Origin of the sequence: Roseateles sp. UC29_93 (assembly GCF_042695725.1) — a bacterium.
Classification (GTDB): Bacteria; Pseudomonadota; Gammaproteobacteria; order Burkholderiales; family Burkholderiaceae_C; genus Roseateles; species Roseateles noduli_A.
This window is the reverse complement of record NZ_CP170545.1, coordinates 1034209-1060026: the sequence shown is the minus strand read 5'-3', so window position 1 is coordinate 1060026 and position 25818 is coordinate 1034209. Positions and strand designations below refer to the sequence as shown.

The following is a 25818-nucleotide window of genomic DNA, read 5'->3' as shown; positions in this document are numbered from 1 at the left end:
TCGCCATGCCCATCACCGACAACGAGGCGCTGACCCGCGTCATCGAGCACCGCGAGATCTTCCACGACGAGATGCTGGCGCTGATGCGCCGCATCATGAGCGGCGACATCTCGCCGGTCACCGCCGCGGCGATCCTGATCGGCCTGCGGGTCAAGAAGGAAACCATCGGCGAGATCACCGCCGCCGCGCAGGTGATGCGCGAGTTCTCCGTCAAGGTGCCGATCGAGCCCGGGCCGCATCTGGTCGACGTCGTCGGCACCGGCGGCGACGGCGCGCACACGTTCAACATCTCGACCTGCTCGATGTTCGTCGCGGCCGCGGCCGGCGCGCAGGTCGCCAAGCACGGCAACCGCAGCGTGTCGTCCAAGACCGGCAGCGCGGACGTGCTGGAGGCCCTCGGCGTGACGCTGTCGCTGCCGCCGCAGGCGGTCGCCGAGTGCGTCCGCAAGACTGGCATCGGTTTCATGTTCGCGCCCAACCATCATCCGGCGATGAAGAACATCGCGCCCGTCCGCAAGGAACTCGGCGTGCGCACGATCTTCAACATCCTGGGACCGCTGACCAACCCGGCCGACGCGCCCAACATCCTGATGGGCGTGTTCCACCCGGACCTCGTCGGCATCCAGGTCCGCGTGATGCAGCGCCTGGGCGCGCAGCACGCGGTGGTCGTCTACGGCAAGGACAACATGGATGAGATCTCGCTGGGCGCGGCGACGCTGGTCGGCGAGCTGAGGAACGGCGAGATCCGCGAGTACGAGATCCATCCCGAGGACTTCGGCATGCCGATGGTCGCGAGCCGCAACCTGCGCGTCAGCGGGCCGGAAGAGAGCCGCCAGGTGCTGCTGGGCGTGCTCGGCAACGAGCCCGGCGCGGCGCGCGACATCGTGCTGCTGAACGCGGGCGCGACGCTGTATGCGGCCAACGTGGTCGAGTCCATCGCCGACGGCATCGCCAAGGCGCGAGTCGCGATCGAGTCCGGCGCCGCACGCGCGAAGCTGGATCAGTTCGTGGCCGAGACGCAGCGGCAGGCCGCCGCGCAAGCCTGAGACGTCCGAGACGCGGCAGGGCCGATCGGGCCTCGCCGCGGTAGCGCCCGGCCCTCGCGCCGGCATGAAGTGAGAGTCTTATGTCTGACATCCTGGATCGCATCAACGCCGTCAAGCGCGAGGAAGTCGCCGCGGCGCAGGCGCGCGTGCCGCTCGCCGCGCTGCGCGCTGAAGCCGAATCCCGCGCCGAGCCGACGCGCGGTTTCGTGAAGGCGCTGCGCGCCAAGATCGCCGACGGCCGCAGCGGCGTCATCGCCGAGGTCAAGAAGGCCAGCCCGAGCAAGGGCGTGCTGCGCGAGGACTTCCGTCCCGCCGACATCGCCCGCAGCTACGAGCAGCACGGTGCGGCCTGCCTGAGCGTGCTGACCGATGCGCCGCACTTCCAGGGCTCGATCGAATTCCTGAAGCAGGCCCGCGCGGCGTGCGCGCTGCCGGTGCTGCGCAAGGACTTCATGATCGATCCGTACCAGGTCTACGAAGCCCGCGCGATGGGCGCCGACTGCATCCTGCTGATCGCGGCGAGCCTGGACGACGGTCTGATGGCCGAGCTCGAGGACTGCGCGCTGGGCCTCGGCCTGGACGTGCTGGTCGAGGTCCATGACGGCGCGGAACTCGAGCGTGCGTTGCGCCTGAAGACCCCGATGGTCGGCATCAACAACCGCAACCTGAAGACCTTCGAGGTCACGCTGGACACGACGCTCGGACTGCTGAAGCACGTGCCGGCGGATCGTCTGCTGGTGACGGAGTCCGGCATCCTCGGCCCCGCCGACGTGCAGCGCATGCGCGACGCGCGGGTCCATGCCTTCCTCGTCGGCGAGGCGTTCATGCGTGCGCCCGATCCGGGCGCGGCGCTGTCGGCGCTGTTCCGCTGATGGATCGCTGCCCGGTCCTGCTGAAGAACGCCCATTGCCGATGACTGCGACGCTCAAGACCCTCGACTGGTCGGCCGGTGACGGCTGGCAGCCCCTCATCGACGCCTGGCGCGACAGCGCCGACGGCCAGCGCATCGAGGCCTTGCTGAAGGCCCGCCTCGCCGAGGGCGCGGTGATCTATCCGCCCGATCCGTTGCGCGCGCTGCGCCTCACGCCGCTGACGAACGTCAAGGTCGTCATCGTCGGCCAGGACCCGTACCACGGGCCGGGGCAGGCGGAGGGGCTCTCGTTCTCCGTGCCGGTGGGCGAGAAGCTGCCGCCCTCGCTGCGCAACATCTTCAAGGAACTGCAGCGCGATCTCGGGCAGCAGCCGGCGATGTCGGGCCATCTCGGCGAGTGGGCGCGGCGCGGCGTGCTGCTGCTCAACACCAGCCTGACGGTCGAGGACGGCGCCGCCGCCTCGCATGCGAAGAAGGGCTGGGAGTCGCTGACCGACGCGCTCATCGCCGCGACCGCGCAAGACCCGGCCCCCAAGGTCTACCTCCTCTGGGGAGCTCATGCGCAGGCGAAGGCGCCGCTGATCGAGGCCGCGAGCCATCGGCACCTGGTGCTGCAGGCCAACCATCCCTCGCCGCTCTCCGCCACGCGTGGTCCCGCGCCTTTCATCGGCTGCGGCCACTTCTCCACCGCAAGCGACTGGCTCCGAGGCCAGGGCATCGAGCTCGGCTGGTCCCTGGATTGAGGGTTCTGCCAAGATCGTCTGCTACGTGGTCCTCCCGATTTCCCGCAGAGCCATAACTGGTACGTTGGTGGTTATAACCACGACGCCCCTCCGAACGGGGCTCGGACATCAGGGTTAAGTCCAGTGCGCTACCAATTGACGCTGCGCGTTTTTTGGTACTAAACTGGTATTAATCATGACAAGCCACCCCCTGGCGGACGCCTGGTCCGCACCTCTGCAGCCGCGCTTCGCGGGCGTCCGCTTCCTGGTGGGAGTGGATGGCGGGGGCACCGGCACGCGGGTCCGGCTGAGCGATGTCCACGGACAGCTGCTCGGACAGGGATGGGCGGGGCCGTCGGCCCTGGGGCAGGGCATCGCCCAGGCCTGGCGCCACATCCAGACGGCCGTCCAGGAAGCGGCCGCCAAGGCAGGGATCGAGCGTCTGCCGCTCGGCGAAACGGCGATCGGCCTCGGTCTCTCGGGCGCCGGCGTCGCCGCGCAGGCGCAGGCCTTCATCGCGCAGCAGCCCGGCTACGCCCACATCGAACTCGTGAACGACGGCACCACGTCCGTCATCGGCGCCCATGCGGGCCGGCCCGGCGGCGTGATCGCGGCGGGCACCGGCACGGTGGGCGAGGCGCTGCGCGCCGACGGCTCGCTGGTCTGCGTCAGCGGCTGGGGCTGGATCGGCGGTGACGAAGGCAGCGGCGCGTGGCTCGGCATCCAGGCGATGCGGCTGGCGCAGAAGGCGATGGACGGCCGCGTCGACGCCGGCCCGCTGGCCCGCGCCGTGTGGGCCGCCGCCGGATGCGGCAACGACCAGGACCGCGATGCGATCAACGCCTGGGTCGCCCAGGCCGGCCAGCACGCGTACGCGCAGCTGGCGCCGCTCGTGTTCGAGCAGGCGGAATCCGATCCGGCCGCCGCGGCGCTCGTCGCGCAGGCGGTCGCGGAGTTGGAGCAGCTCGCGCTCGCGCTCGACCCGGCGCGGCAACTGCCGCTGTCGCTCGCGGGCAGCGTGGCGCAGCGGCTCGCCGCGCTTTTCTCAGGCAACATTCGGGCCCGTTGCGTGTCGCCCCAGGGCGACTCGGCCGACGGCGCGCTGCGGCTGGTCCGCGGCGCTCTCTCCGACCCCCGTTGAAGACGAGAAGCCCGATGAGCACCAAGCTGCCCTTCCAGTTCAAGCCTGACCCCGCCGCCGCGTCGCCGCTGTACATGCAGCTGGCCCACAAGCTGGCGCAAGCGATCCGCGAAGGCCAGTACCAGGCCGACGAGGCCCTGCCGTCGGAGCGCGTACTCTCGGAGTCGCTCGACCTCTCGCGCGTCACCGCCCGCAAGGCGATCGACCGCCTCGTCGAACAGGGCCTGATCGTGCGCAAGCGCGGCTCGGGCAACTACATCGCGCCCAAGCTGGAGCAGCCGCTGTCGCGCCTGACCAGCTTCTCCGAGGAACTCCACCAGCGCGGCTTCAAGCCCAGCAGCCGCTGGCTGACGCGCGGCTTCGCCATGGCGGCGCCGGATGAGCAGCTCTCGCTCGGCCTGACGACCGGCCAACGCGTCGCGCGCCTGGAGCGCCTGCGCCTGGCGGATGCCGTGGTCATGGCCTATGAGCTCTCGGTCCTGCCCGAGGCCGTGCTGCCCGATCCGCAGAAGGTCGAGTCCTCGCTGTACGAGCACCTCGCCCAGCACGGCGGCGCGCCGGTGCGCGCGCTGCAGCACATCCGCGCCATCAATGCGGACTCGCGTCTGGCCGGCCTGCTGCAGGTGCCGGTGGGGCAGGCGGTGCTGTTCATCACCCGCGTGGGCTACCTCGACCAGGGTCAGGCCGTGGAGCTCACCCATTCCTACTGCCGCAGCGACTACTACGACTTCGTCGCGGAGATGAGGCGAGACGGATGACGACCCAGCACATCGACGGATTCATACTGACACCTGACGGGTTCATCCGCGGTGTGCTGGAATTTGACAACGGCCCCCAGGGCGGGTCTGCGGCCAGCCCGTCCCCCGAGGGGGGCCCGGGCGCCTGGGGCGGCCCGGCGCTTCCCCGGGCCGGTCGCATCGTCCGCATCGACGGCACCGCCGTGTCCGAGCACGAGGTTCGACACGGCGCGCAGGACCTGCCGATCGTCCTGCCCGGCTTCATCGACACCCACGTCCACGGCGGCGCCGGCCGCGACACGATGGAAGGCGGCGACGCCGCCGCGCAGCTCGCGAAGCTGCATGCGACACACGGCACCACCTCGCTGCTCGCGACGACGATGACCGCGCCGCTGGACGAGATCCGGCAGGCGATGCGCGGGCTGGCCGAGCTCTGCGTCGTGCGCCCCGAGGGCGGCGCGCGCGTGCTGGGCGTGCACCTCGAAGGGCCGTACATCAATCCCGGCAAGCTCGGCGCGCAGCCGGACTTCGCCAAGGTCGCGTCGATCGCCGAGATCCGCGAGCTGCACGCGATCGCGCCGATCCGCCTGATCACGCTGGCGCCGGAACTGCCGGCGCACCTCGACCTCGTCACGCAGTTGCGCGAGGCCGGCTTCCAGGTCCAGATCGGCCATTCGCTGGGCACCTACGAGGACGGCGTGGCCGCGCTCGGTCGCGGCGCCGGCGGCTTCACCCACCTGTTCAATGCGATGACGGGCCTGCACCACCGCGAGCCCGGCATGGTCGGCGCCGCGCTGGCGCACGCGCAGTACGCCGAGATCATCCCGGACCTGCTGCATGTGCATCCCGGCGCGATCCGCGTCGCGCTGCGCAGCATCCCGCACCTGTTCTGCGTCACCGATTCGACGGCGGCCGCCGGCATGCCCGATGGCGAATACCGCCTGGGCCGCCACCGTGTCACCAAGTGCCCTCGGCGGCGTGCGCCTGCCCGACGGCACGCTGGCGGGATCGACGCTGACGATGGACCAGGCGCTGCGCAACCTGGTGCTGAAACTGGGCCTGCCGATCGAGGACGCGTCGAAGCGCGTCTCGACGAACGCGGCGGATTATTTGGGTCTGGACGATCGGGGCCGTCTGGCGCCGGGCGCCTGGGCGGATTTCGTGGTGATGGACCGTGGCTTGCAGTTGCAGTGCGTGGTCGTTGAAGGAGAAGCAATTGACCTCGCGAATGCTGGATGAGGCGCTGAGCGCGCCGCAGGTGGTGGCCCGTCAACTGGCCGCTGATCAGAACGCTTATGCCTCGCTGGGCAACGCACTGCGCGAGCAGCCGCCGACCTCGCTGCTGACGATCGCACGCGGCAGTTCGGACCACGCGTCCCATTACCTCGCCTACCTCGTGATGGCGCGGCTGGGCCGGCTGGTGACCTCGCTGCCGATGTCGCTGATCACGCTCTACCAGAGCAAGATCGAGAGCCAGGGGCTGGTGTCGTTCGCGTTCTCGCAATCGGGCCAGAGCCCGGACCTGGTCTCGCCGACGCAGTACTTCCGCGCCAACGGCGCGCGCACGGTGGCGTTCGTGAACGCCGACGGCTCGCCGCTGGAGGCTGCCGCCGAGTACGTGTTCCGCCTGCATGCCGGCGTCGAGCAGAGCGTCGCCGCGACCAAGAGCTACATCGCGCAGCTGGTGGCGGGCGCGCGCGTCGTGGCCGCCTGGCAGGGCGACGAGGACCTGTCCGCCGCGCTGCAGACCCTGCCGCAGGCGATGGAGCAGGCCGCGAAGCAGCGCTGGGACGTGGCGGTCGACGTGCTCAAGGGCGCGGACAAGCTGTTTGTCATCGGCCGCGGTACCTCGCTGCCGATCGCGCTGGAGGCGGCGCTGAAGTTCAAGGAGACCTGCGGCATCCAGGCCGAGGCCTTCTCCGGCGCGGAAGTGAAGCACGGTCCGATGGCGCTGGTGGACGAGGGCTATCCGCTGCTGGTGTTCGCGCCGCGCGGTCCCGCGCAGGCCGGTCTGCTGGCGCTGGCCGAGGAGATGCGCGGCCGTGGCGCGCGCGTGCTGCTGGCGGCGCCGGAGGGCACGCCGGGCGCCGAGTTGCCGCTGACCTGCACCGGCAACGAGGACCTCGATCCGATCGCGGCGGTGCAGAGCTTCTATCCGATGGTCGAGGCGCTGGCGCAGGCGCGGGGCCTGAACCCCGACCAGCCGCGGCATCTGGCCAAGGTCACCAAGACGCATTGAGGGACGGGCCCGGCGCCGCCGGGCCTCCGCGGACTTCCGCGATCCATCCGAATTACCCAGCCGTCGACCCGCGGGCCAGGCAGAAGAGAGCGACATGAGCGAGACAGCATTCCATCCGGGCCGGCTGGTGATGGTGGACATCCAGGGCAAGACGCTGGATGCGGCGACCGCGGCCTTCCTGCGGGACAACCGGATCCGCGCGGTGTGCCTGTTCCGCAAGAACCTGGGCACCGAGGCGGAGGTCCGCCAGCTCACGCAGGACCTGCGCGACGCGATGGGCGCGGATGCGCTGATCGGGCTCGACCAGGAGGGCGGCTCCGTCGTGCGGGCGACCTTCCTGCCGCAGCCGCCGTCGGCGATGGCACTGGGCGCGGCGGGTGACGAAGGCCTGGCCGAGCAGGTCGGCGCGGCGGTGGCGCGCGGGCTGCGCGGCATCGGCATCAACTGGAACTTCGCGCCGGTCACCGACATCAACAACAACCCGGCCAATCCGGTGATCGCCGAGCGCAGCTTCGGCGAGACCGCGGACACCGTCACGCGCCTGGCCGGCGCGTGGATGAAGGGCTCGATGGCGGCGGGCGTCGCCTGCTGCATCAAGCACTTCCCGGGGCACGGCGACACGCACGTCGACTCGCACCTGGACCTGCCGACGGTCGAGAAGTCCCGCGCCGAGCTGGACGCGCTCGAACTCAAGCCCTTCCAGGCGCTGCGCGACGTGGCGCCGTCGATCATGACGGCGCACATCGTCTATCCGAAGATCGACCCGCAATACCCCGCCACCTTGTCGAAGACGATCCTGGGCGGCATCCTGCGCGACGAGTATGGCTACGACGGCGTCGTCATCACCGATGCGCTGATGATGAAAGCCATCGCCGAGCGCTACGGCTTTGCGAAGGCTGCGGTGCTGGCGATCAACGCCGGCGCCGACATGATCCTGGCGCAGGGCTCGCTGGACGAGCAGGCGCAGGCGATCCACGCGTTGCAGGACGCGTTGACGCGCGGGACCCTGAGCGTTGAGCGCGGCCGTCAGGCCGAGGCGCGGCTGGACAAGCTGGCGCGTGATTACCCCATCCGCGTCGATGATTACCGAGGCGCGCAGCGCGAGGCCGACGACGTGCTGATGCGCCGCGCCTGGGCCGCGGGTCTGAGTGCGCTGCGCGGCGCGAAGCCGCCGGCGATCGAACGGCCGATCCGCGTGCTAGTGCAGGACGAGGTGCCAACCGACGGCGTGTCCGAGGCCGGCCCGACCGGCGCGCAGGTGCGCGCGCTGTTCGAAGGCTACGGCGATGTCGAGTTCGTCTCGCTCGGCGACATCGCGACGCTCGACTGGTCCATCGTGCCGGACGACGGCCGCTTCACGATCGTGGCCTCCACGCACCGCGCGCGCTACGGCGCCAACGCCGCCGCATGGCGGCCGGACCTGCACCTGGTGCTGTGGAATCCGTTCCAGGCGCTGGATGTCTCGGCCCCCACGGTGATCAGCTGGGGCTATGCCGACGGCGCGCTGGGTGCGCTCGGTGCCTGGCTGCAAGGTCGCGGCGAGGCCGGCGGGCAGTCGCCGGTCACGCTGGATTGACGCTGGCATCCGCCGCCCCGCACAGCACCGCATCGCACCGAGGTCCTCCCCCATGAGCTCTTCGAAGATTCCCCCCGCCGCCGCCGCAGCAGCGCGCAGCGACCGCAGCCCCATCCGCTGGGTGTCCAGCCTGTACTTCGTGCAGGGCATGCAGTTCTTCGTCGTCATGCTGATCGCCGGCCTGATGTTCAAGAACATGGGCGTCGCCAACGACCAGATCGCGCGATGGACCGGCCTGCTCGGCCTGGCCTGGGCGTTCAAGCCGTTGTGGAGCCCGTTCCTGGAGTTGGCGCGCAGCAAGAAGCTGATCGTCGTTGCCGGGCAGTACACCGGCGCGGTGGGACTGGGCCTGATGGCGGTGGCGTTGCAGCTGCCGATGTGGTTCGCGGCCAGCATCGCGGTACTGTTCCTGCTGGCCTATGCGTCGGCGACGCATGACATCGCCTGCGACGGGCTCTACATGGCCTCGCTCGACGACCGGCAGCAGGCGGCCTATGCCGGGTGGCAGGGTGCGTTCTTCAATGCCTCGAAGTTCCTGACGCTTGGCGGACTGCTCGTGCTGGCGGGGCATCTGGAGCGCGGCATCGGCGTGATGAACGCCTGGTCGGTGATCTTCGCGATGCTGGCGGTGCTGCTGTTCGTGCTGGCCAGCTACAACGCCTATGCCTTGCCCGGCATGCTCAACACCGATCACGGCGATCTCACCGTCGAGGGCGTGTGGCAGACCCTGCGCGAGGTGATCGCCGATTTCCTGAAGAAGCCGGGCATCTGGCTGATGATCCTGTTCATCGTGATGTTCCGTTTCGCCGAGGGTCAGGTGCAGACGATCGGCCCCTTGTTCCTGATCGAACCGCGCGAGAAGGGTGGCCTGGGTCTGACGACGGAGCAGGTCGGCGGCATCTACGGCACCGTGGGCACGGCGGCGTTCCTGGTCGGGAGCATCGTCGGCGGTTACTTCACGAGCTGGCTGAGCCTGCGTCGCGCGATGCCGTTCCTGATCGTGGCGATGGCGGTGCCGAACGCGACCTTCTACTACCTGGCGGTCACGATGCCGGCGGACCTGTGGCATGTCGGTGCCGCCGTGGCGATCGAGATGCTGGGTTACGGCTTCGGTTTCGTCGGGATGATCCTGTTCATCATGCAAGCCGTGGCGCCGGGCAAGTACCAGACGGCGCATTACGCGCTGGGTTCCGGCGTGATGCAGTTGGGTTTCATCCTGTCGAAGACGATCAGCGGCGACATCCAGATCGCGATGGGTTACGAGCACTTCTTCCTGTGGACGATTGGTTGCGGAGTGCCGGCGCTGATCCTGCTGCTCTTCGTCCACATGCCCGGCAAGAAGGAGAAGGACAAGGACAAGAGCAACGGCAATGCGCCGACCCCGATCGAAAGCGCGACATGAACGCCCACGAAGTCCTCGGTAGCAAATCCGTTGCAGGACGGCGGTCGTCGGGGACGGCTGTGCTTGGGGTTTTGGCGCTTGCCGCCAAGGCCCCATGCACTGGCGGCCAACGCTCAGGCCTTCTCAGGTGGGCGGTCGCCGCGACGCTCATTGCGACAACGGGCGCTCAAGCTGCCCCCCCGCAGTTCTTCTTCGACGACTTCAGCTACGCCGATACGGCGGCGATGTTCAAGCAGGGATGGACGGCGCGCCACGCGGCCGGTCATCCGGGGTTGCCGGGCGCGCGCTGGTCGCCGGAGGCGTTGAGCGTCTTCGACGGCAAGCTGCGTTTGCGCGGCACGACGGACGGCACCGGCGCGGGCACGACGCAGGTGCAGGTCTGCCACCAGCGCAAGTACCTCGCCGGGACCTACGCCGCGCGCGTGCGCTTCAGCGATCAGCCGGTGAGTGGTGCCGACGGCGATCCGGTGATCCAGACCTTCTACGTGGTGAGCCCGCTGAAGCACGACTTCGATCCCGAGTTCAGCGAGCTCGACTGGGAGTATCTGCCCAACGGCGGCTGGGGCAGCGAGAAGACGCGGATCTACGGCATCACCTGGCAGACGGTGCGGCTGGACCCTTGGCTCGCCTTCAACCAGCAGCATGAAGAGTTTGGCGCGCTGGGGGCGCCTGGCAAGGACTGGCACACGCTGGTCATGCAGGTCGCCGACGGCCGCACGCACTGGTTCATCGACGGCCGCAAGATCGACCAGCACGGCGGGCGGAACTACCCGGTGGTGCCGATGTCGATCAACTTCAACCTGTGGTTCTCGCCGGAGGGGCCTCTTCCGCAGGGGCCCGCAGGCGGACCACCACGCGTGTACGAAGAGGACGTCGACTGGGTCTTCCACGCGAAGGACACCGTGCTGAGCCCCGCCCAGGTGGAGGCGCAGGTGAAGCGCTGGCGTGCCGGCGGCGTTGCGCGCCTCGATCAGGTGCCTGCCGCCGAGCCGGCGCTCGAGAGCCGCTGCGACTTCTGATCCTTCCGACCTCATTCCCATGAACGCTCCCTCGAAACGCATCGCGTCCGTCGACGCGCTGCGCGGTCTGGCCGTTGCCGCGATGCTGCTGGTCAACAACCCCGGCGACTGGGGCTACGTCTACGCGCCGCTGGAGCACGCGGCCTGGAACGGCTGGACTCCCACCGACCTCGTGTTCCCGTTCTTCCTGTTCATCGTGGGCGTGTCGCTGTCGCTCGCGATGGGCGCGCGGATCGAGGCCGGCGGCGGCGATGCGCTGCGGGGCACCGTGGTCAAGCGCGCGCTGCGCATCCTGGTGCTCGGTCTGGCCTTGCACGTGCTGGCCTGGCTCGTGATGGGCAAACCGGCCCTGCGCATTCCCGGCGTGCTGCAGCGGATCGGCCTGTGCTTCGCGTTCACCGGATTGATCGCGATCCAGTGGCGCGCGACCGGGCAGCGCGTCTGGATCGCGGCGCTGCTCTTCGGCTATGGCGCGTTGCTGCTGTGGGGCGGCCCGCTCGACAAGGCCGGCAACATCGCCAGCCGCATCGACGCGTGGTTGCTGGGGCCTCATGGCTATGAATGGGACGCGGCCACCGGCCTCGGCCACGATCCCGAGGGCATCGTCGCTACGCTGGGCGCGCTCGCGACCACGCTGCTCGGCTGGCGTTGCGGCGAGGCGCTGCGCACCGGCGCGTTGAAGCAGCTCGCGACCATCGGCATCACGGCCGCCGCGGCGGGCTTCGCGATCGACGCCATCGGGCTGATGCCGATCAACAAGAACCTGTGGACGCCCTCGTTCGTCCTCTTCACCGGCGGTCTCGCCGCGCTGGCGCTGCTCGGCGCGCACGGGCTGATCGATCGCCTCGGCTGGCCACCACTGTTCCGCAGCTTCGGCGTCAACGCGATCGCCGCCTACGCTGGCGCGTGGTGCTGCACCGTCGCGCTCGTCGGCTTCGGCTGGATGGGCCCGGTTTATACGCACGGCTTCGGCTGGCTGGAGCCGCTCGTCGGGCCGCATGGGCGCTCACTCGCCTTCGCGCTGGCGTTCGTCGCCGTCTGGTGGGCGATCGTGCGCGTGCTCGACCGGCGCCGCTGGTACTGGAAGATCTGAGCGGCCTGCGCCCGCACAATACCGATCCATGAGCCCGGAGACCTTCGCCATCCGCATGCCGCCCGACATCCGCGCGGTGCGGGTCGGCGAGCACCCGGTCGTCGTCATCGACGATTTCATGGCGCATCCGCAGGCCCTGGTCGAGGCAGCCTGCCAAGCCCGCTTCGAGCGCTGCCCGGGCGCTGACGAGCGCAAAGGCTATCCAGGGCTGCGAGCGCCTGTGCCCGCAGCCTATACCGAACGCCTGACCGAGCTGCTCGACCCGCTGATCCGGCTGAACTTCGGCGTTCCCGAGGAATTGCCGTTGCGCAAGTCGCCGTGCACCTTCTCGCTGACGACGGTGGCACCCGAGGACCTGGGACCCCTGCAGCGGGTGCCGCATTTCGATGCCAGCACGCCGCACTTCATGGCCGTGATGCTCTACCTCTGCGACGAGCGCCATGGCGGCACCGCCTTCTATCGCCACAAGGCCAGCGGCCTGCAGCAGATCACCGCCGATCAGCGCGAACGCTACGGCGACCTGATCTATGCGGAGATGGCGCGTAACCCGGCACCGCCGCGCTATTTCAGCGATTCGGACGACTGCTTCGAGCTGCTGGGCATGCTGCCGGCGCGATTCAACCGCCTGGTGGCCTACCGGGGCAGCCTGCTGCATTCGGCCATCGTCAACCCCGCGACGGGGCTCAGCAGCGACCCGCGCCTGGGCCGGCTGACCATCACCACCTTCTACGACTTCTAGCGCACGAGCGCTGCCGGTCGGCGGACACGGCCCCTCTTGTTTGCGCGGCTGCCCGGCTGCTCAGCCACGCGGCGCAATGAAAAAAGCCCGGCGGCCGCCGGGCTTTCGAGGTGACGCAGCGGCGTCGGTCAGAACTTCGCGCTCAGGCCCACCTTGTAGGTGGTCTCGCCCTTGAAGCTCCAGGCCGGGTAGCCGGCGCGCAGCGGGTCCTTGATGGCGGTGTTGGAGGCCGCGGCGGCGCCGTACTGGACGTCGTCTTCCTTGGTCAGGTTGATCGCCTCGAATGACAGCCGCAGGTTCTTGGTGATGTTCCAGCCCACGCTGGCGTCCAGCGTGCCGTAGTCATCGTGCATGCGGTTGCCGTACCAGTACGCGCCTTCGCGGATCATGTACTTCGAGCGCCAGTTGTAGGCCAGGCGGGCGTAGTACTGCTCGTTCTCGTAGTAGCCGACCAGGTTCACGTTGTGCTTGGAGGACTGGGTGAACACGCCCAACTGGTCCAGGTAGCTGCTGGCCGGCGCCGTGCCTTCGGTGAAGGTGTAGTTGCCCTGCGCGCCGAAGCCGTTGCCGAAGGCGTGGTTGGCCTGCAGCTCCAGCCCGCGGATCCTGCCGCCGCCGGCGTTCTGGAAGCTCTGCACCGTCCAGTTGTCGACGCCGGTCTTGGGGTCGACCAGGCCGACCTTCTGGTTCGGCGTGGCGTTGGCGACGACGAAGTTGGAGATGTCCTTGACGAAGTAGGTGGCCGACATCATGTTGCCGCGGCCGTAGTAGTACTCCAGGCCGATGTCGGCCTGGCTCGACTTCATCGGCTTGAGGCCGATGTTGCCGATGGTCCAGGTCTCGTTGCCGTTGCGGTCGTCGTTGTAGCCGGACACCGTCACGCCGAACATGTTGGCGAAGTTCGGGCGGGTGATGGCCTGCGAGGCGGTGGCCCGCAGCACCAGGTTGCTCTTCAGGTCGAAGGCCAGGTTGATGCTTGGCAGCACGTCGTTGTAGGACGACTTGGTCGACGCGGTGGTCGTCGCCCAGTTCTGGTTGCCGGCGTACTGGTCGGCCGGGGTCACGCCGTCGAACTTGTAGCCGGTGCTGGTGGCCTTGGTGGAGACGTAGCGCACGCCGAAATTGCCGCGCAGGCCTTTGGTCTCGAACTCGAACATGCCGTAGGCCGAACGGTTCTTCTCGTTCAGCTCGCCATAGCCGGAGCGGTCCTCGACCCAGCCGGCGATGTTCCGGTTGGTGTTGTCCAGCATCGCGCCGATGTTGGCGCGCGGCACCGTCCAGCCGCCGACGTTCACCGAGCCGTCGAACAGGCTGGAGGTGGCGACCGGGGTGATCGTCGCGTTCCAGATCGGGCGGTAGCTGCGCTTTTCGAAGGTGTGGTCGGCAAAGCGCACGCCGGTCTTGAAGGCGTTGATGACGCCCCAGTCCAGGTCGAAGGTGGCGTCGAGCTGGCCGAACTTCTCCTTGTCCTTGTTGGGGCCGGCGGAGGTGGCCCAGGTTTCCGGCGACATCTGCGCCGGCAGGGCGCCGATGCCCCAGGACTGGTTGTTGCTCGGATTGATGCTGATCTGCTTGCCGGTGGCGTCGATCGTGCCCTGCCAGTTCGGCCGCGTGAAGGGGCCGGCGGCGCCATCGAAGGCGGCGGTCTGGTAGTTGGTGGTCGCCGAAGTGCCGCCGTCAGCCTTGGTCGTGCCGACGACGAGGTCGAACTTGGCGCTGCCGAGGGTGTAGTGGGCGTCGGCCACGGCGCTTTCCGAGTCCATGCTGGCGCCGCGCGCCCAGACCTGGAAGAACTTGTGCGGCAGCGGGTTGGCGGCCGTGGTCGTGCTGTGCAGGCACATGCCGGTCGGGTTGAAGTCGGACTTGACCTCGGTATTGCGCTTGTCGCAATTCGCGTCATGCATCAGGTAGTCGCTGGCGTTGGAGCTGTCGGAATCCAGCTTCAGCTTCAGCAGGTTCAGGCCGACTTCGAAGCCCTCGACCGGGCGCGCCTGCAGGGCGACGTTGAACGAGGTGCGCTTGCGCTCCGCCACGAAGGCGGTGGGGGCCACGTCGCTGTTCCAGCGGCTGTCGGCCTCGACACCGCGGCGGATGTAGTCGCCCTTGGACAGGCCGGCGGCGACCAGCACGCCCAGGGTGCGGCCCTCGTTGCGCCAGCTGTACAGGCCGGAGACTTCCTTCTCCGAGTCGCTGATGGTGCCGTCGCCGTAGCGCACGCTGCCGAAGACCGTGTTGGCCTTCAGGTCCAGGGGCTTGCGGGTCTTGACGATCACCGTGCCGCCGATGCCGCCTTCGGTCAGGTTGGCCTGCGAGGACTTGTAGACCTCCATGCCGCCGATCATTTCGGAGGGCAGCAGCGAATAGTTGAACGACCGGTCGATGTCCATCTGGTCATACCAGCCGGTGGACGCGACGGTCTGGCCGTTCAGCGTGGTGTACGTCATCTGCGGGTCGGTGCCGCGGATCGACACCGAGGCGCCCTGGCCGAACGCCCGACCCACCGAAATGCCGGGGATGCGGCCAAGGGCCTGGCCGACGTCGGAGTCGGGAAGCTTGCCCACGTCCTCGGCGGTCACGGCGTCCACGACGGCGCTGGCGTTCTTCTTGATGTTGGCCGCCGATTCCAGCGACGCGCGGATGCCGGTGACGACCACCTGATCCAGCTGCGTGTTTTCTTCTTTCTTCTGTTCCTGCGCCTGCACGGCGAACGCCGCGCTCAGCAACGTCAGCGTCACCGCTGCCGCGATTGGGGTCTTGTTGACCTTCATGATGAACTGCTCCTCGTATGGCCAGGGAGTTGTGGCCGTGATGAAGACTCGGCACCTGAAATCACGACACCCTTCGGCGGAGTGGCATGCAGCTGGCGCCCCCGATACACCTCAATGCAACCAATGCCATGCCACTATAACGAGCGGTAAAGCCACTTTGCTACCAATTTAACGCCGGTGTTTTCCCTGCTGTGGCATCGCCGCGACCCGCATGGACAGCGGTGTCTGGGCGTCCACTCGTCGGACCTCGACCCCTGGGCGTGGAGGGGTGTCGATGAGACCACTTGGTCGCAAATTGGTATTAAAAGTGGTCCGTTTCGTCGCGTGCAGGTGTGTGCGCTGGGGCACATTTGCCGAAGAGCGGGGCATCGCTCTGGCGTCGGTCGTTGGGGTGTTGCCAGAGAGCGCCAATCGCACGCGTGCAGTTCCTGGCGGATTTTTTGTTTGCGCCAAAAAATAACGGTGCTATAGTCGTGGGCTCGCCTCGGAGGGGTGGCCGAGTGGTTAAAGGCAGCAGACTGTAAATCTGCCCGCTAACGCGTACGCTGGTTCGAATCCAGCCTCCTCCACCAAGGCGAACAGATGCACGAGCAACGAAGCGGGTGATCGACACCCGCTTCGCGGTTCAGGCAGCTGGAATTGGAAAACTCCCGGGCGGGAGTAGTTCAATGGTAGAACCTTAGCCTTCCAAGCTAATGACACGGGTTCGATTCCCGTTTCCCGCTCCATCGGAAGTTAAAGGTGTTGTGTCGAGATATCGACACAGGTTTGCTGATAAGGTCATCAATCCTGTGTCGATGCCCATGTGGCTCAGTGGTAGAGCACTCCCTTGGTAAGGGAGAGGTCGCGCGTTCGATCCGCGCCATGGGCACCACCTCTCTTCTATCCCGTTTCTTGATTGATCTGATCGCCAGGAGCGCATGATGGCAAAAGGCAAGTTTGAACGTACCAAGCCGCACGTGAACGTGGGCACGATTGGTCACGTTGACCATGGCAAGACGACGCTGACGGCCGCGATCGCGACCGTGCTGTCGAAGAAGTTCGGCGGCGAAGCCAAGGCGTACGACCAGATCGACGCGGCGCCGGAAGAGAAGGCGCGTGGCATCACGATCAACACCGCGCACGTCGAGTACGAGACGGCCAACCGCCACTACGCGCACGTTGACTGCCCGGGCCACGCTGACTATGTGAAGAACATGATCACGGGCGCGGCGCAGATGGACGGCGCGATCCTGGTGTGCTCGGCCGCTGACGGCCCGATGCCCCAGACCCGCGAGCACATCCTGCTGGCGCGTCAGGTGGGTGTGAAGTTCATCATCGTCTTCCTGAACAAGTGCGACATGGTGGACGACGCCGAGCTGCTGGAGCTGGTGGAGATGGAAGTCCGCGAGCTGCTGAGCAAGTACGACTTCCCGGGCGACGACACGCCGATCATCAAGGGTTCGGCCAAGCTGGCGCTGGAAGGCGACACGGGCGATCTGGGCGAGCAGGCCATCATGCGCCTGGCTGACGCGCTGGACACGTACATCCCCCAGCCTGACCGTGCCGTTGACGGCGCGTTCCTGCTGCCGGTGGAAGACGTGTTCTCGATCTCGGGCCGCGGCACCGTGGTGACGGGTCGTGTCGAGCGCGGCATCATCAAGGTCGGCGAGGAAATCGAGATCGTCGGTATCCGCGAAGTCCAGAAGACGACCGTGACCGGCGTGGAAATGTTCCGCAAGCTGCTGGACCAGGGTCAAGCCGGCGACAACGTCGGTATCCTGCTGCGCGGCACCAAGCGTGAAGACGTCGAGCGCGGCCAGGTGCTGGCCAAGCCCGGCTCGATCAAGCCGCACACCCACTTCACCGCTGAGATCTATGTTCTGAGCAAGGAAGAGGGCGGCCGTCACACCCCGTTCTTCAACAACTACCGTCCCCAGTTCTATTTCCGCACGACGGACGTGACTGGCGCCGTGGAGCTGCCGAAGGACAAGGAAATGGTCATGCCTGGCGACAACGTCAGCATCACCGTGAAGCTGATCGCTCCGATCGCCATGGAGCAGGGTCTGCGCTTCGCCATCCGTGAAGGCGGTCGTACCGTCGGCTCGGGCGTCGTGGCGACGATCATCGAGTAATTTAAGTTTGAGGCCACAGGGGCATAGCTCAATTGGCAGAGCGTCGGTCTCCAAAACCGAAGGTTGGGGGTTCGAGACCCTCTGCCCCTGCCAACGATCAGCGATAAGCGAACGTTGGTCCTAGTGGTCAAGGCAAGCCCGCGGGAGTTATCTCGGCGGGCTTTGCTGCTGGTGGGTTCGTCCAAATGTTTGGGCGGACAAAGGCCGCGACATCGTGTCGCGGCACGGAAGTGAGTTCAATGTCCAATCCTCAAGTCGAAACCGTCACGACGGGCGCCGACAAGGTCAAGCTGGCCGGCGCCGTGGTGCTGCTGATCGCGGCGATCGTGGCGTTCTATGTGCTGAGCAAGCAGGGTCCGTGGGTGCAATGGGGCGCCCTGCTGGCGCTGCTGGCCGCGGCCGTGGCTGCGTTCTTCACGTCGGAATCCGGCAAGTCGCTGATCGCCTACGGTCAGGATTCGATCAAGGAAGTGGGCAAGGTGGTCTGGCCGACCCACAAGGAGGCCCGCCAGATGACGCTGTACGTGTTCGCGTTCGTCGTGGTGATGGCGCTGTTCCTGTGGTTCACCGACAAGACGCTGGAATGGGTGTTCTACGACCTGATCCTGGGTTGGAAGCGCTGAGCGGGAACGGATAGGGACCAAGATGAGCGAAGATCAAAACGTCGTTGCGACCGAGTCGACCGCGCCCGCTGGCCCGGCCAAGCGCTGGTATGTCGTTCACGCCTATTCCGGCATGGAAAAGGCGGTGGAGCGCAACCTGCGTGAACGCATCGACCGTGCCGGCATGCAAGACAAGTTTGGCCGCATCCTGGTGCCGACCGAAGAAGTCGTCGAGCTGAAGAACGGCAAGAAGGCCGTGACCGAGCGCCGCTTCTTCCCGGGCTACGTGCTGGTCGAGATGTTCATGGACGACGACAGCTGGCATCTGGTCAAGCACACGTCGAAGGTCACCGGCTTCGTCGGTGGCGCGAAGAACCGCCCGGCGCCGATCTCGGAAGCCGAGGTCATGAAGATCGTCAACCAGATGCAAGAGGGCGTGGACAAACCGCGTCCGAAGGTGGAATGGATCGTCGGCGAGATCGTCCGCGTCAAGGAAGGTCCGTTCACCGACTTCAACGGCAGCATCGAAGAAGTCAACTACGACAAGTCGAAGCTGCGCGTCTCGGTCACGATCTTCGGCCGCGCGACGCCCGTCGAGCTGGATTTCGCCCAGGTCGAGAAGGTCTGATCGCGCGCGAGACGGCATGGCGGCTCTGGCCGCCATCGGTCGTTTCAGGAACAAGAGCTTGAAGGTGCTCGACGGCGCAGGCCGGCACGACCTTCCGTGACCAGTCCGCAACGAGAGGCGGACAAGAGGAGCAAGGGTAAGTCTCTGACCAGCCCCTTGCGTTAGCACTCAGGCGATGCGGCGTGGCCGTCGCGTTGCCATCAGGAGAAAACATGGCCAAGAAGATTGTCGGCTACATCAAGCTGCAAATCCCGGCTGGCAAGGCGAATCCGTCGCCTCCGGTCGGTCCCGCGCTGGGTCAGCGTGGTCTGAACATCATGGAATTCTGCAAGGCGTTCAACGCCCAGACGCAGAGCTATGAGCCGGGCCTCAAGCTGCCCGTCGTGATCACCGCCTTCGCGGACAAGAGCTTCACGTTCATCATCAAGTCGCCCCCGGCGACCGTGCTGATCAAGAAGGCTGCCAAGATCGAAAAGGGCTCGCAGCGCCCCCATCTGGACAAGGTCGGCAAGCTGACCCGCGCCCAGCTGGAAGAGATCGCCAAGACCAAGCAGAAGGACCTGACGGCCGCCGACATGGATGCCGCAGTCCGTACCATCGCCGGCTCCGCCCGTTCGATGGGCATCATCGTGGAGGGTGTCTGACATGGCCAAGCTGACCAAGCGTCAACAAGCCCTGCAGGGCAAGGTGGAATCGACCAAGCTGTACGCGTTGTCCGACGCGATCAACCTGGTCAAGGAATGCGCCACCGCCAAGTTCGATGAAGCCATCGACGTGTCGATCCAGCTGGGTGTCGATGCGAAGAAGTCGGACCAGGTGGTCCGTGGCGCCGTCGTGATGCCCAACGGCATCGGCAAGACCAAGCGCGTCGCCGTGTTCGCCCAAGGCGCCAAGGCTGAAGAAGCCAAGGCCGCCGGCGCCGACGTCGTCGGCATGGAAGACCTGGCCGAGCGCGTCAAGGCGGGCGACATGCCCTTCGACGTCGTGATCGCCTCGCCGGACACGATGCGTATCGTCGGTACCCTGGGTCAGATCCTGGGCCCGCGCGGCCTGATGCCGAACCCGAAGGTCGGCACCGTGACCCCGGACGTCGCCACCGCCGTCAAGAACGCCAAGGCTGGTCAAGTCCAGTTCCGCGTCGACAAGGCCGGCATCATCCACGGCACGATCGGCCGTCGTTCGTTCGACACCGACAAGCTGGAAGGCAACCTGCGCGCGCTGGTCGAAGCCCTGAACAAGGCCAAGCCGGCCTCGAGCAAGGGCATCTACCTGCGCAAGGTCGCTGTCTCGTCGACGATGGGCGTTGGCGCCCGCGTGGACGTCGGCACGATCAACGCCGCGGCCGCTGCCTAAGCTGCATTCAATCGAGGCGTCGCGCGAGTCTGGCGTGACGCTGATGAATTGGTGGGCTGGCCGGAGCAATCCGGCCAGGTCATCCAAGACCGCTGGCGAGAGATCCCGCAATTCCGGGGAGATCGCTTAATCGGAGGCTCCGGCCCCCAGCCAGCGCAGATGGCGGTCCCGCTGAAAGGATTCGAATCGCGATTCGTCGCGATGGGTTCCTGACAGGAGGTCGCTGATTCCGGTGCCCCGAGACGCGATGGTGAAACATCGCGTCGAGGGCGAAATGTGAGGAGTAGACCTTGAGTCTCAATCGCAACGAGAAAGCAGCCGTCGTGTCCGACGTGGCAGCGCAAGCCGCCAAGTCCCAGACGCTGGCGTTGGCTGAGTATCGTGGCCTCACCGTTGAAGCCCTGAACAAGCTGCGCGTCACCGCGCGTGCCCAAGGCGTGTACCTTCATGTCCTGAAGAACACCCTGGCGCGTCGTGCTGTCGCCGGCACCTCGTTCGAGGCTGCAACGGATGCCATGGTCGGCCCGCTGATCTACGGCTTTTCGGAAGACGCTGTCGCGGCTGCCAAAGTCATCGCTGACTTTGCCAAGACCAACGACAAGCTCGTCATCAAGGGTGGTGCCTACGGCGGCAAGGCTCTGGACGTCAACGGCGTGAAAGCGCTCGCGTCTGTCCCGAGCAAGGAAGTCCTGCTGTCGCAGATCGCCGGCCTGCTCAAGTCGCCGGTGCAACGCACCGCGGCCGTGCTGGCTGCCCTGGCTCAGCAGAAGGGTGGCGGCGCCGAAGCCGTCGCCGAAGAAGCTCCCGCCGCGGCCTGATCGACGCTGCATTCGCGCATTCAAATCTCTCTGTATTTAGGAACCTATCATGGCATTCGACAAAGACGCTTTCCTGGCTGCCCTGGACAGCATGACCGTTCTGGAACTGAACGACCTGGTCAAGGCGATTGAAGAGAAGTTCGGCGTGTCCGCCGCTTCGATGGCCGCTCCGGCTGCTGGTGGCGCTGCCGCCGGTGGCGCTGCCGCCGCTGAAGAAAAGACCGAGTTCACCGTCGTCCTGACCGACGCCGGCGCTCAGAAGGTCTCGGTCATCAAGGCCGTTCGCGAAATCACCGGCCTGGGCCTGAAGGAAGCCAAGGACCTGGTCGACGGCGCTCCGAAGCCCGTCAAGGAAGGCATCGCCAAGGCCGACGCCGAAGCTGCCAAGAAGAAGCTGGAAGAAGCCGGCGCCAAGGTCGAACTCAAGTAAGACCTTGTGGGGATCCGGTGGCGCGTTCACCGGGTTCCGCACCGCGAGAGGGGTGGTCCCATGGGGCCTCCCCTTTCCTCGTTTCAGGGTTTGTCCTGGGATGGTTTCGGTTGACAAAGAGCAATCGAAAGCATCGTGCTGTATCATGCACGGTTCTTTCGAGTGTTCTCTGATCCGACTGCAGAGAACGGTTTGGTCGGACCGCGGTCAAGCCGTGCGTCACGCGTGGGGTGCAACGCCCTCCGTGCCGCCCGGTGATCGGGGTTGTCCGCCAGCGGTTGGTAGTGGCCAACCACCAAGCTTCGTGGTGCAACGCCCGAACAGCCAGTCGCCGACGCAGCACGCCTCCAGGCCAGGGGCGCGCTCGACACGGAGTCTTTATGGCGCAAGCAACCCCCTACAGCTACACCGAGCGCAAGCGCATCCGCAAGAGCTTCGGCAAGCGCGTGAGCGTGCTCAACGTTCCGTACCTGCTGACGATGCAGAAGGAGTCGTATGTCGACTTCCTGCAAAAGGATGTCGCTCCCCTGAAGCGCAAACCGGAAGGCCTGCAAGCGGCGTTCCTCTCCACGTTCCCGATCACGTCGCACAACGGGTTCGTGGAAATGAAGTTCCTCGAATTCAACATCGCCAAGCCGCCGTTCGACGTCCGCGAATGCCAGCAGCGTGGTCTGACCTTCGCCGCCGCCGTGCGCGCGAAGCTGCAGATGATCATCTACGACCGGGAGAGCCCGCAGCCTAAGACGGTCAAGGAGATCAAGGAGCAAGAGGTCTACATGGGCGAAGTGCCGCTCATGACCGACTACGGCTCGTTCATCATCAACGGCACCGAGCGCGTCATCGTCTCGCAGCTGCACCGCTCGCCCGGCGTGTTCTTCGAGCATGACAAGGGCAAGACCCACTCGTCCGGCAAGCTGTTGTTCTCGGCCCGCATCATTCCGTATCGCGGCTCGTGGCTGGACTTCGAATTCGACCCGAAGGACATCCTGTACTTCCGCGTCGACCGCCGCCGCAAGATGCCGGTCACGATCCTGCTCAAGGCCATCGGCCTGAATCCCGAGCAGATCCTGGCGCACTTCTTCGTCTTCGACAATTTCCGCCTGATGGATTCGGGCGCCCAGATGGAGTTCGTGGCCGAACGCCTGAAGGGAGAAGTCGCGCGCTTCGACATCACCGACAAGAGCGGCAACGTGCTGGTCGAGAAGGACAAGCGCATCACCGCCCGTCACGTGCGTCAGCTGGAGCAGTCCGGCACGCAGCATGTGACCGTGCCGGAAGACTTCCTGCTGGGCCGTGTGCTGGCCAAGAACATGGTCGACCCGGACACCGGCGAGATCATCGCGAAGGCCAACGATGAGCTGACCGACTCGCTGCTGAAGAAGCTGCGCGGCGCCGGCATCAAGGACATCCAGGCGTTGTTCACCAACGAGCTGGACGAAGGCGCGTACATCAGCCAGACGCTGGCCTCGGACGAGACCGCCGATCAGCTGGCGGCCCGCGTCGCGATCTATCGCATGATGCGCCCCGGCGAGCCGCCGACGGAAGACGCGGTCGAAGCGCTGTTCAACCGTCTGTTCTACAGCGAAGACACGTACGACCTGTCTCGCGTCGGCCGCATGAAGTTCAACGCCCGCGTGGGCCGCGACATCCCGACCGGTGCGATGACGCTGTCGAACGAGGACATCCTCGACGTCGTCAAGATCCTGGTCGAGCTGCGCAATGGCCGCGGCGAGGTCGATGACATCGACCACCTGGGCAACCGTCGCGTCCGTTGCGTCGGCGAACTGGCCGAGAACCAGTACCGCTCCGGCCTGGCCCGTATCGAGAAGGCCGTCAAGGAACGTCTGGGCCAGGCCGAGACCGAAGCCCTGATGCCGCACGACCTGATCAACTCCAAGCCGATCTCCGCGGCGCTGAAGGAGTTCTTCGGTGCGTCGCAGCTGTCGCAGTTCATGGACCAGACCAACCCGCTGTCCGAGATCACGCACAAGCGTCGCGTCTCGGCCCTGGGCCCGGGTGGTCTGACCCGCGAGCGCGCCGGCTTCGAAGTCCGCGACGTGCACCCGACCCACTATGGCCGCGTCTGCCCGATCGAAACGCCGGAAGGCCCGAACATCGGTCTGATCAACTCGCTGGCGCTGTATGCGCGCCTGAACGAGTACGGCTTCCTGGAGACCCCGTACCGCCGCGTGGTGGACTCGAAGGTCACCAACCAGATCGACTACCTGTCCGCGATCGAAGAAGGCAAGTACGTGATCGCCCAGGCGAACGCGTCGCTAAACGAACAAGGTCAACTGGTCGACGAACTGGTCTCCGCGCGTGAGAACGGTGAATCGGTGCTGACCTCGCCGGAACGCATCCAGTACATGGACGTGGCGCCGACCCAGATCGTGTCGGTGGCGGCGTCGCTGGTGCCGTTCCTGGAGCACGACGATGCGAACCGCGCGCTGATGGGCGCGAACATGCAGCGTCAGGCCGTTCCGACCCTGCGTCCTGAAAAGGCGTTCGTCGGCACGGGCGTCGAGCGCGTGGCCGCGAAGGACTCGGGCACGGTGGTCGCGGCTCGCCGCGGCGGCGTGGTCGACTACGTGGACACGAACCGCATCGTGATCCGCGTGAACGACGACGAGACCGTGGCCGGTGAAGTCGGTGTCGACATCTACAACCTGATCAAGTATCAGCGTAGCAACCAGAACACCAACATCCACCAGCGTCCGATCGTCAAGCGTGGCGACAAGGTCGCCGCCGAAGACATCATCGCCGACGGCGCCTCGACCGACCTGGGTGAACTGGCGCTGGGCCAGAACATGCTGGTCGCGTTCATGCCGTGGAACGGCTACAACTTCGAAGACTCGATCCTGATCTCCGAACGCGTGGTGGCCGAAGACCGCTACACCTCGATCCACATCGAGGAACTGGTGGTCATGGCGCGTGACACGAAGCTGGGCAGTGAGGAAATCACCCGCGACATCCCGAACCTGAGCGAACAGCAACTGGCTCGTCTGGACGAATCCGGCATCGTGTACATCGGTGCCGAGGTGAACCCGGGCGACGTGCTGGTCGGCAAGGTCACGCCGAAGGGCGAGACCACGCTGACGCCGGAAGAGAAGCTGCTGCGCGCGATCTTCGGCGAGAAGGCTTCGGACGTGAAGGACACGTCGCTGCGCGTGGACCAGGGCACCAACGGCACGGTCATCGACGTGCAGGTGTTCACCCGCGAAGGCATCCAGCGCGACAAGCGCGCCCAGCAGATCATCGACGACGAGCTGAAGCGCTTCCGCCTGGACCTGAACGACCAGCTGCGCATCGTGGAAGCCGACGCGTTCGACCGCGTCGAGAAGCTCCTGGTGAACAAGGTCGCCAACGGTGGTCCGAAGAAGATCGCCAAGGGCACCGTCATCTCGAAGGACTACCTGGCCGAGGTCGAGAAGTTCCACTGGTTCGACGTCCGTCCCGCCGAGGACGACATCGCCAACCAGTTGGAATCGATCAAGAACTCGCTGGAGCAGACCCGCCACAGCTTCGATCTCGCCTATGACGAGAAGCGCAAGAAGCTGACGCAAGGCGACGAGCTGCCGGCCGGCGTGCTGAAGATGGTCAAGGTCTACCTGGCCGTCAAGCGCCGCCTGCAGCCTGGCGACAAGATGGCCGGCCGTCACGGCAACAAGGGTGTCGTGTCCAAGATCACGCCGATCGAAGACATGCCCTACATGGCCGACGGCACGCCTGCCGACATCGTGCTGAACCCGCTGGGCGTCCCGTCGCGGATGAACGTGGGTCAGGTGCTGGAAGTCCATCTGGGCTGGGCTGGCAAGGGCATTGGCCAACGCATCGGCGACATGCTGCAGCGCGAGGCCCGTGTGGCCGAGCTGCGCGACTTCATGGACCAGCTGTTCAACCAGAACGGCGGCAAGTCCGAAGAGCTCGCGCAACTGAGCGATGACGAGATCCTCGGCATGGCCCAGAACCTGCAGCACGGCGCCACCTTCGCCACCCCCGTCTTCGACGGTGCGAAGGAAAGCGAAATCCGCGCGATGCTGAAGCTGGCCTATCCGGACGACATCGCGGCGAAGAAGGGCCTCACGCCCACGCGCACGCAGGCCTTCCTGTATGACGGCCGCACCGGCGAGCAGTTCGAGCGTCCCACGACGATCGGCTACATGCACGTGCTGAAGCTGCATCACCTGGTCGACGACAAGATGCATGCCCGTTCCACCGGTCCGTACTCGCTGGTCACGCAGCAGCCGCTGGGCGGCAAGGCGCAGTTCGGCGGACAGCGTTTCGGCGAGATGGAAGTGTGGGCGCTGGAAGCCTACGGCGCTTCGTACATCCTGCAGGAAATGCTGACGGTCAAGTCCGACGACGTGAACGGCCGTACGAAGGTGTACGAGTCCATCGTCAAGGGCGAGCACTCGATCGAAGCCGGCATGCCCGAGTCGTTCAATGTGCTGGTGAAGGAAATTCGTTCGCTGGGCATCGACATCGAGCTCGAGCGCAACTAAAGAGAACAGGAGAATCGT

20 protein-coding genes, 4 tRNA genes and 1 pseudogene are annotated in these 25818 nt (G+C 66.4%); 24 read left to right on the top strand and 1 reads right to left on the bottom strand.

Translation table 11 applies throughout. From position 1 onward, the window contains the following. Window positions 1-5 precede the first annotated feature (5 nt). The 12 genes and pseudogenes from trpD (at window position 6) to ACFJIX_RS04880 (ending at window position 12585) form a co-directional block, all read left to right on the top strand. On the top strand, window positions 6-1046 hold the full coding sequence (gene trpD / locus ACFJIX_RS04935) for an anthranilate phosphoribosyltransferase (protein ID WP_377158145.1): 1041 nt from the start codon (window positions 6-8) through the stop codon (window positions 1044-1046). 80 nt (window positions 1047-1126) lie between these two features. Then, window positions 1127-1918, top strand: a complete 792-nt coding sequence (trpC, locus tag ACFJIX_RS04930) for an indole-3-glycerol phosphate synthase TrpC (RefSeq protein ID WP_377158143.1) — start codon at window positions 1127-1129, stop codon at window positions 1916-1918. 40 nt (window positions 1919-1958) lie between these two features. Beyond that, window positions 1959-2660, top strand: coding sequence for a uracil-DNA glycosylase (locus ACFJIX_RS04925; RefSeq protein ID WP_377158141.1), 702 nt, complete (start codon window positions 1959-1961; stop codon window positions 2658-2660). Window positions 2661-2835: 175 nt separating this feature from the next. Continuing rightward, on the top strand, window positions 2836-3780 hold the full coding sequence (locus ACFJIX_RS04920; RefSeq protein WP_377158140.1) for a BadF/BadG/BcrA/BcrD ATPase family protein: 945 nt from the start codon (window positions 2836-2838) through the stop codon (window positions 3778-3780). A 14-nt stretch (window positions 3781-3794) separates the two neighbouring features. Further along, on the top strand, window positions 3795-4538 hold the full coding sequence (locus tag ACFJIX_RS04915) for a GntR family transcriptional regulator (RefSeq protein ID WP_377158138.1): 744 nt from the start codon (window positions 3795-3797) through the stop codon (window positions 4536-4538). Next, window positions 4535-5756: pseudogene (gene nagA, locus ACFJIX_RS04910) on the top strand (N-acetylglucosamine-6-phosphate deacetylase). Before ACFJIX_RS04915 ends, nagA begins: the two are co-directional and overlap by 4 nt. Then, a complete protein-coding gene (locus ACFJIX_RS04905; protein ID WP_377161612.1) occupies window positions 5746-6756 on the top strand; it encodes an SIS domain-containing protein in 1011 nt (336 codons plus the stop codon). Before nagA ends, ACFJIX_RS04905 begins: the two are co-directional and overlap by 11 nt. Window positions 6757-6850: 94 nt before the next feature. Then, window positions 6851-8332, top strand: a complete 1482-nt coding sequence (gene nagZ, locus ACFJIX_RS04900) for a beta-N-acetylhexosaminidase (protein WP_377158136.1) — start codon at window positions 6851-6853, stop codon at window positions 8330-8332. A gap of 52 nt (window positions 8333-8384) precedes the next feature. Beyond that, window positions 8385-9734: an MFS transporter gene (locus ACFJIX_RS04895; protein ID WP_377158134.1), complete on the top strand. Its 1350-nt coding sequence runs from the start codon at window positions 8385-8387 to the stop codon at window positions 9732-9734. A gap of 224 nt (window positions 9735-9958) precedes the next feature. Beyond that, entirely contained in the window at window positions 9959-10753 is a 795-nt protein-coding gene (locus ACFJIX_RS04890) for a glycoside hydrolase family 16 protein (protein ID WP_377158133.1), read from the top strand. Window positions 10754-10772: 19 nt separating this feature from the next. Continuing rightward, complete coding sequence (locus ACFJIX_RS04885) at window positions 10773-11846, top strand: acyltransferase family protein (RefSeq protein WP_377158131.1); 1074 nt, start codon at window positions 10773-10775, stop codon at window positions 11844-11846. 28 nt (window positions 11847-11874) lie between these two features. After that, window positions 11875-12585 (top strand): DUF6445 family protein, encoded by a 711-nt coding sequence (locus ACFJIX_RS04880; RefSeq protein ID WP_377158129.1) that lies wholly within the window; start codon window positions 11875-11877, stop codon window positions 12583-12585. A 128-nt stretch (window positions 12586-12713) separates the two neighbouring features. Here the strand turns inward: ACFJIX_RS04880 and ACFJIX_RS04875 are convergent, their stop codons facing one another. Further along, complete coding sequence (locus ACFJIX_RS04875) at window positions 12714-15353, bottom strand: TonB-dependent receptor (protein ID WP_377158127.1); 2640 nt, start codon at window positions 15351-15353, stop codon at window positions 12714-12716. A 486-nt stretch (window positions 15354-15839) separates the two neighbouring features. On the opposite strand from ACFJIX_RS04875, the gene ACFJIX_RS04870 reads away from it, so the two are divergent. The 12 genes from ACFJIX_RS04870 to rpoB all read left to right on the top strand — a co-directional run bounded on the left by ACFJIX_RS04870 (window position 15840) and on the right by rpoB (window position 25800). Next, window positions 15840-15925: transfer RNA gene (locus ACFJIX_RS04870), tRNA-Tyr, on the top strand. Window positions 15926-16007: 82 nt separating this feature from the next. Continuing rightward, a tRNA-Gly gene (locus ACFJIX_RS04865) sits at window positions 16008-16081 on the top strand. 71 nt (window positions 16082-16152) lie between these two features. After that, a tRNA-Thr gene (locus tag ACFJIX_RS04860) sits at window positions 16153-16227 on the top strand. Window positions 16228-16276: 49 nt separating this feature from the next. Beyond that, on the top strand, window positions 16277-17467 hold the full coding sequence (gene tuf, locus ACFJIX_RS04855) for an elongation factor Tu (RefSeq protein WP_377158110.1): 1191 nt from the start codon (window positions 16277-16279) through the stop codon (window positions 17465-17467). A gap of 17 nt (window positions 17468-17484) precedes the next feature. Continuing rightward, window positions 17485-17560 (top strand) — tRNA-Trp (locus tag ACFJIX_RS04850). 146 nt (window positions 17561-17706) lie between these two features. After that, on the top strand, window positions 17707-18090 hold the full coding sequence (secE, locus tag ACFJIX_RS04845; protein WP_377158125.1) for a preprotein translocase subunit SecE: 384 nt from the start codon (window positions 17707-17709) through the stop codon (window positions 18088-18090). 22 nt (window positions 18091-18112) lie between these two features. Continuing rightward, window positions 18113-18697, top strand: a complete 585-nt coding sequence (nusG, locus tag ACFJIX_RS04840; RefSeq protein WP_377158123.1) for a transcription termination/antitermination protein NusG — start codon at window positions 18113-18115, stop codon at window positions 18695-18697. 212 nt (window positions 18698-18909) lie between these two features. Next, window positions 18910-19341 carry a 50S ribosomal protein L11 gene (rplK, locus tag ACFJIX_RS04835; RefSeq protein WP_067278896.1) on the top strand — a complete coding sequence of 144 codons (432 nt, stop codon included), beginning with the start codon at window positions 18910-18912 and terminating at the stop codon, window positions 19339-19341. A gap of 1 nt (window position 19342) precedes the next feature. Next, window positions 19343-20050 carry a 50S ribosomal protein L1 gene (gene rplA, locus ACFJIX_RS04830; protein WP_377158121.1) on the top strand — a complete coding sequence of 236 codons (708 nt, stop codon included), beginning with the start codon at window positions 19343-19345 and terminating at the stop codon, window positions 20048-20050. 290 nt (window positions 20051-20340) lie between these two features. Further along, complete coding sequence (gene rplJ / locus ACFJIX_RS04825; protein ID WP_377158119.1) at window positions 20341-20868, top strand: 50S ribosomal protein L10; 528 nt, start codon at window positions 20341-20343, stop codon at window positions 20866-20868. A gap of 49 nt (window positions 20869-20917) precedes the next feature. After that, the gene (gene rplL, locus ACFJIX_RS04820; protein ID WP_067278882.1) at window positions 20918-21298 is read left to right on the top strand and encodes a 50S ribosomal protein L7/L12; all 381 of its coding nucleotides are present in this window, start codon (window positions 20918-20920) and stop codon (window positions 21296-21298) included. 380 nt (window positions 21299-21678) lie between these two features. After that, window positions 21679-25800 carry a DNA-directed RNA polymerase subunit beta gene (rpoB, locus tag ACFJIX_RS04815; RefSeq protein ID WP_377158118.1) on the top strand — a complete coding sequence of 1374 codons (4122 nt, stop codon included), beginning with the start codon at window positions 21679-21681 and terminating at the stop codon, window positions 25798-25800. Window positions 25801-25818: the final 18 nt, after the last annotated feature.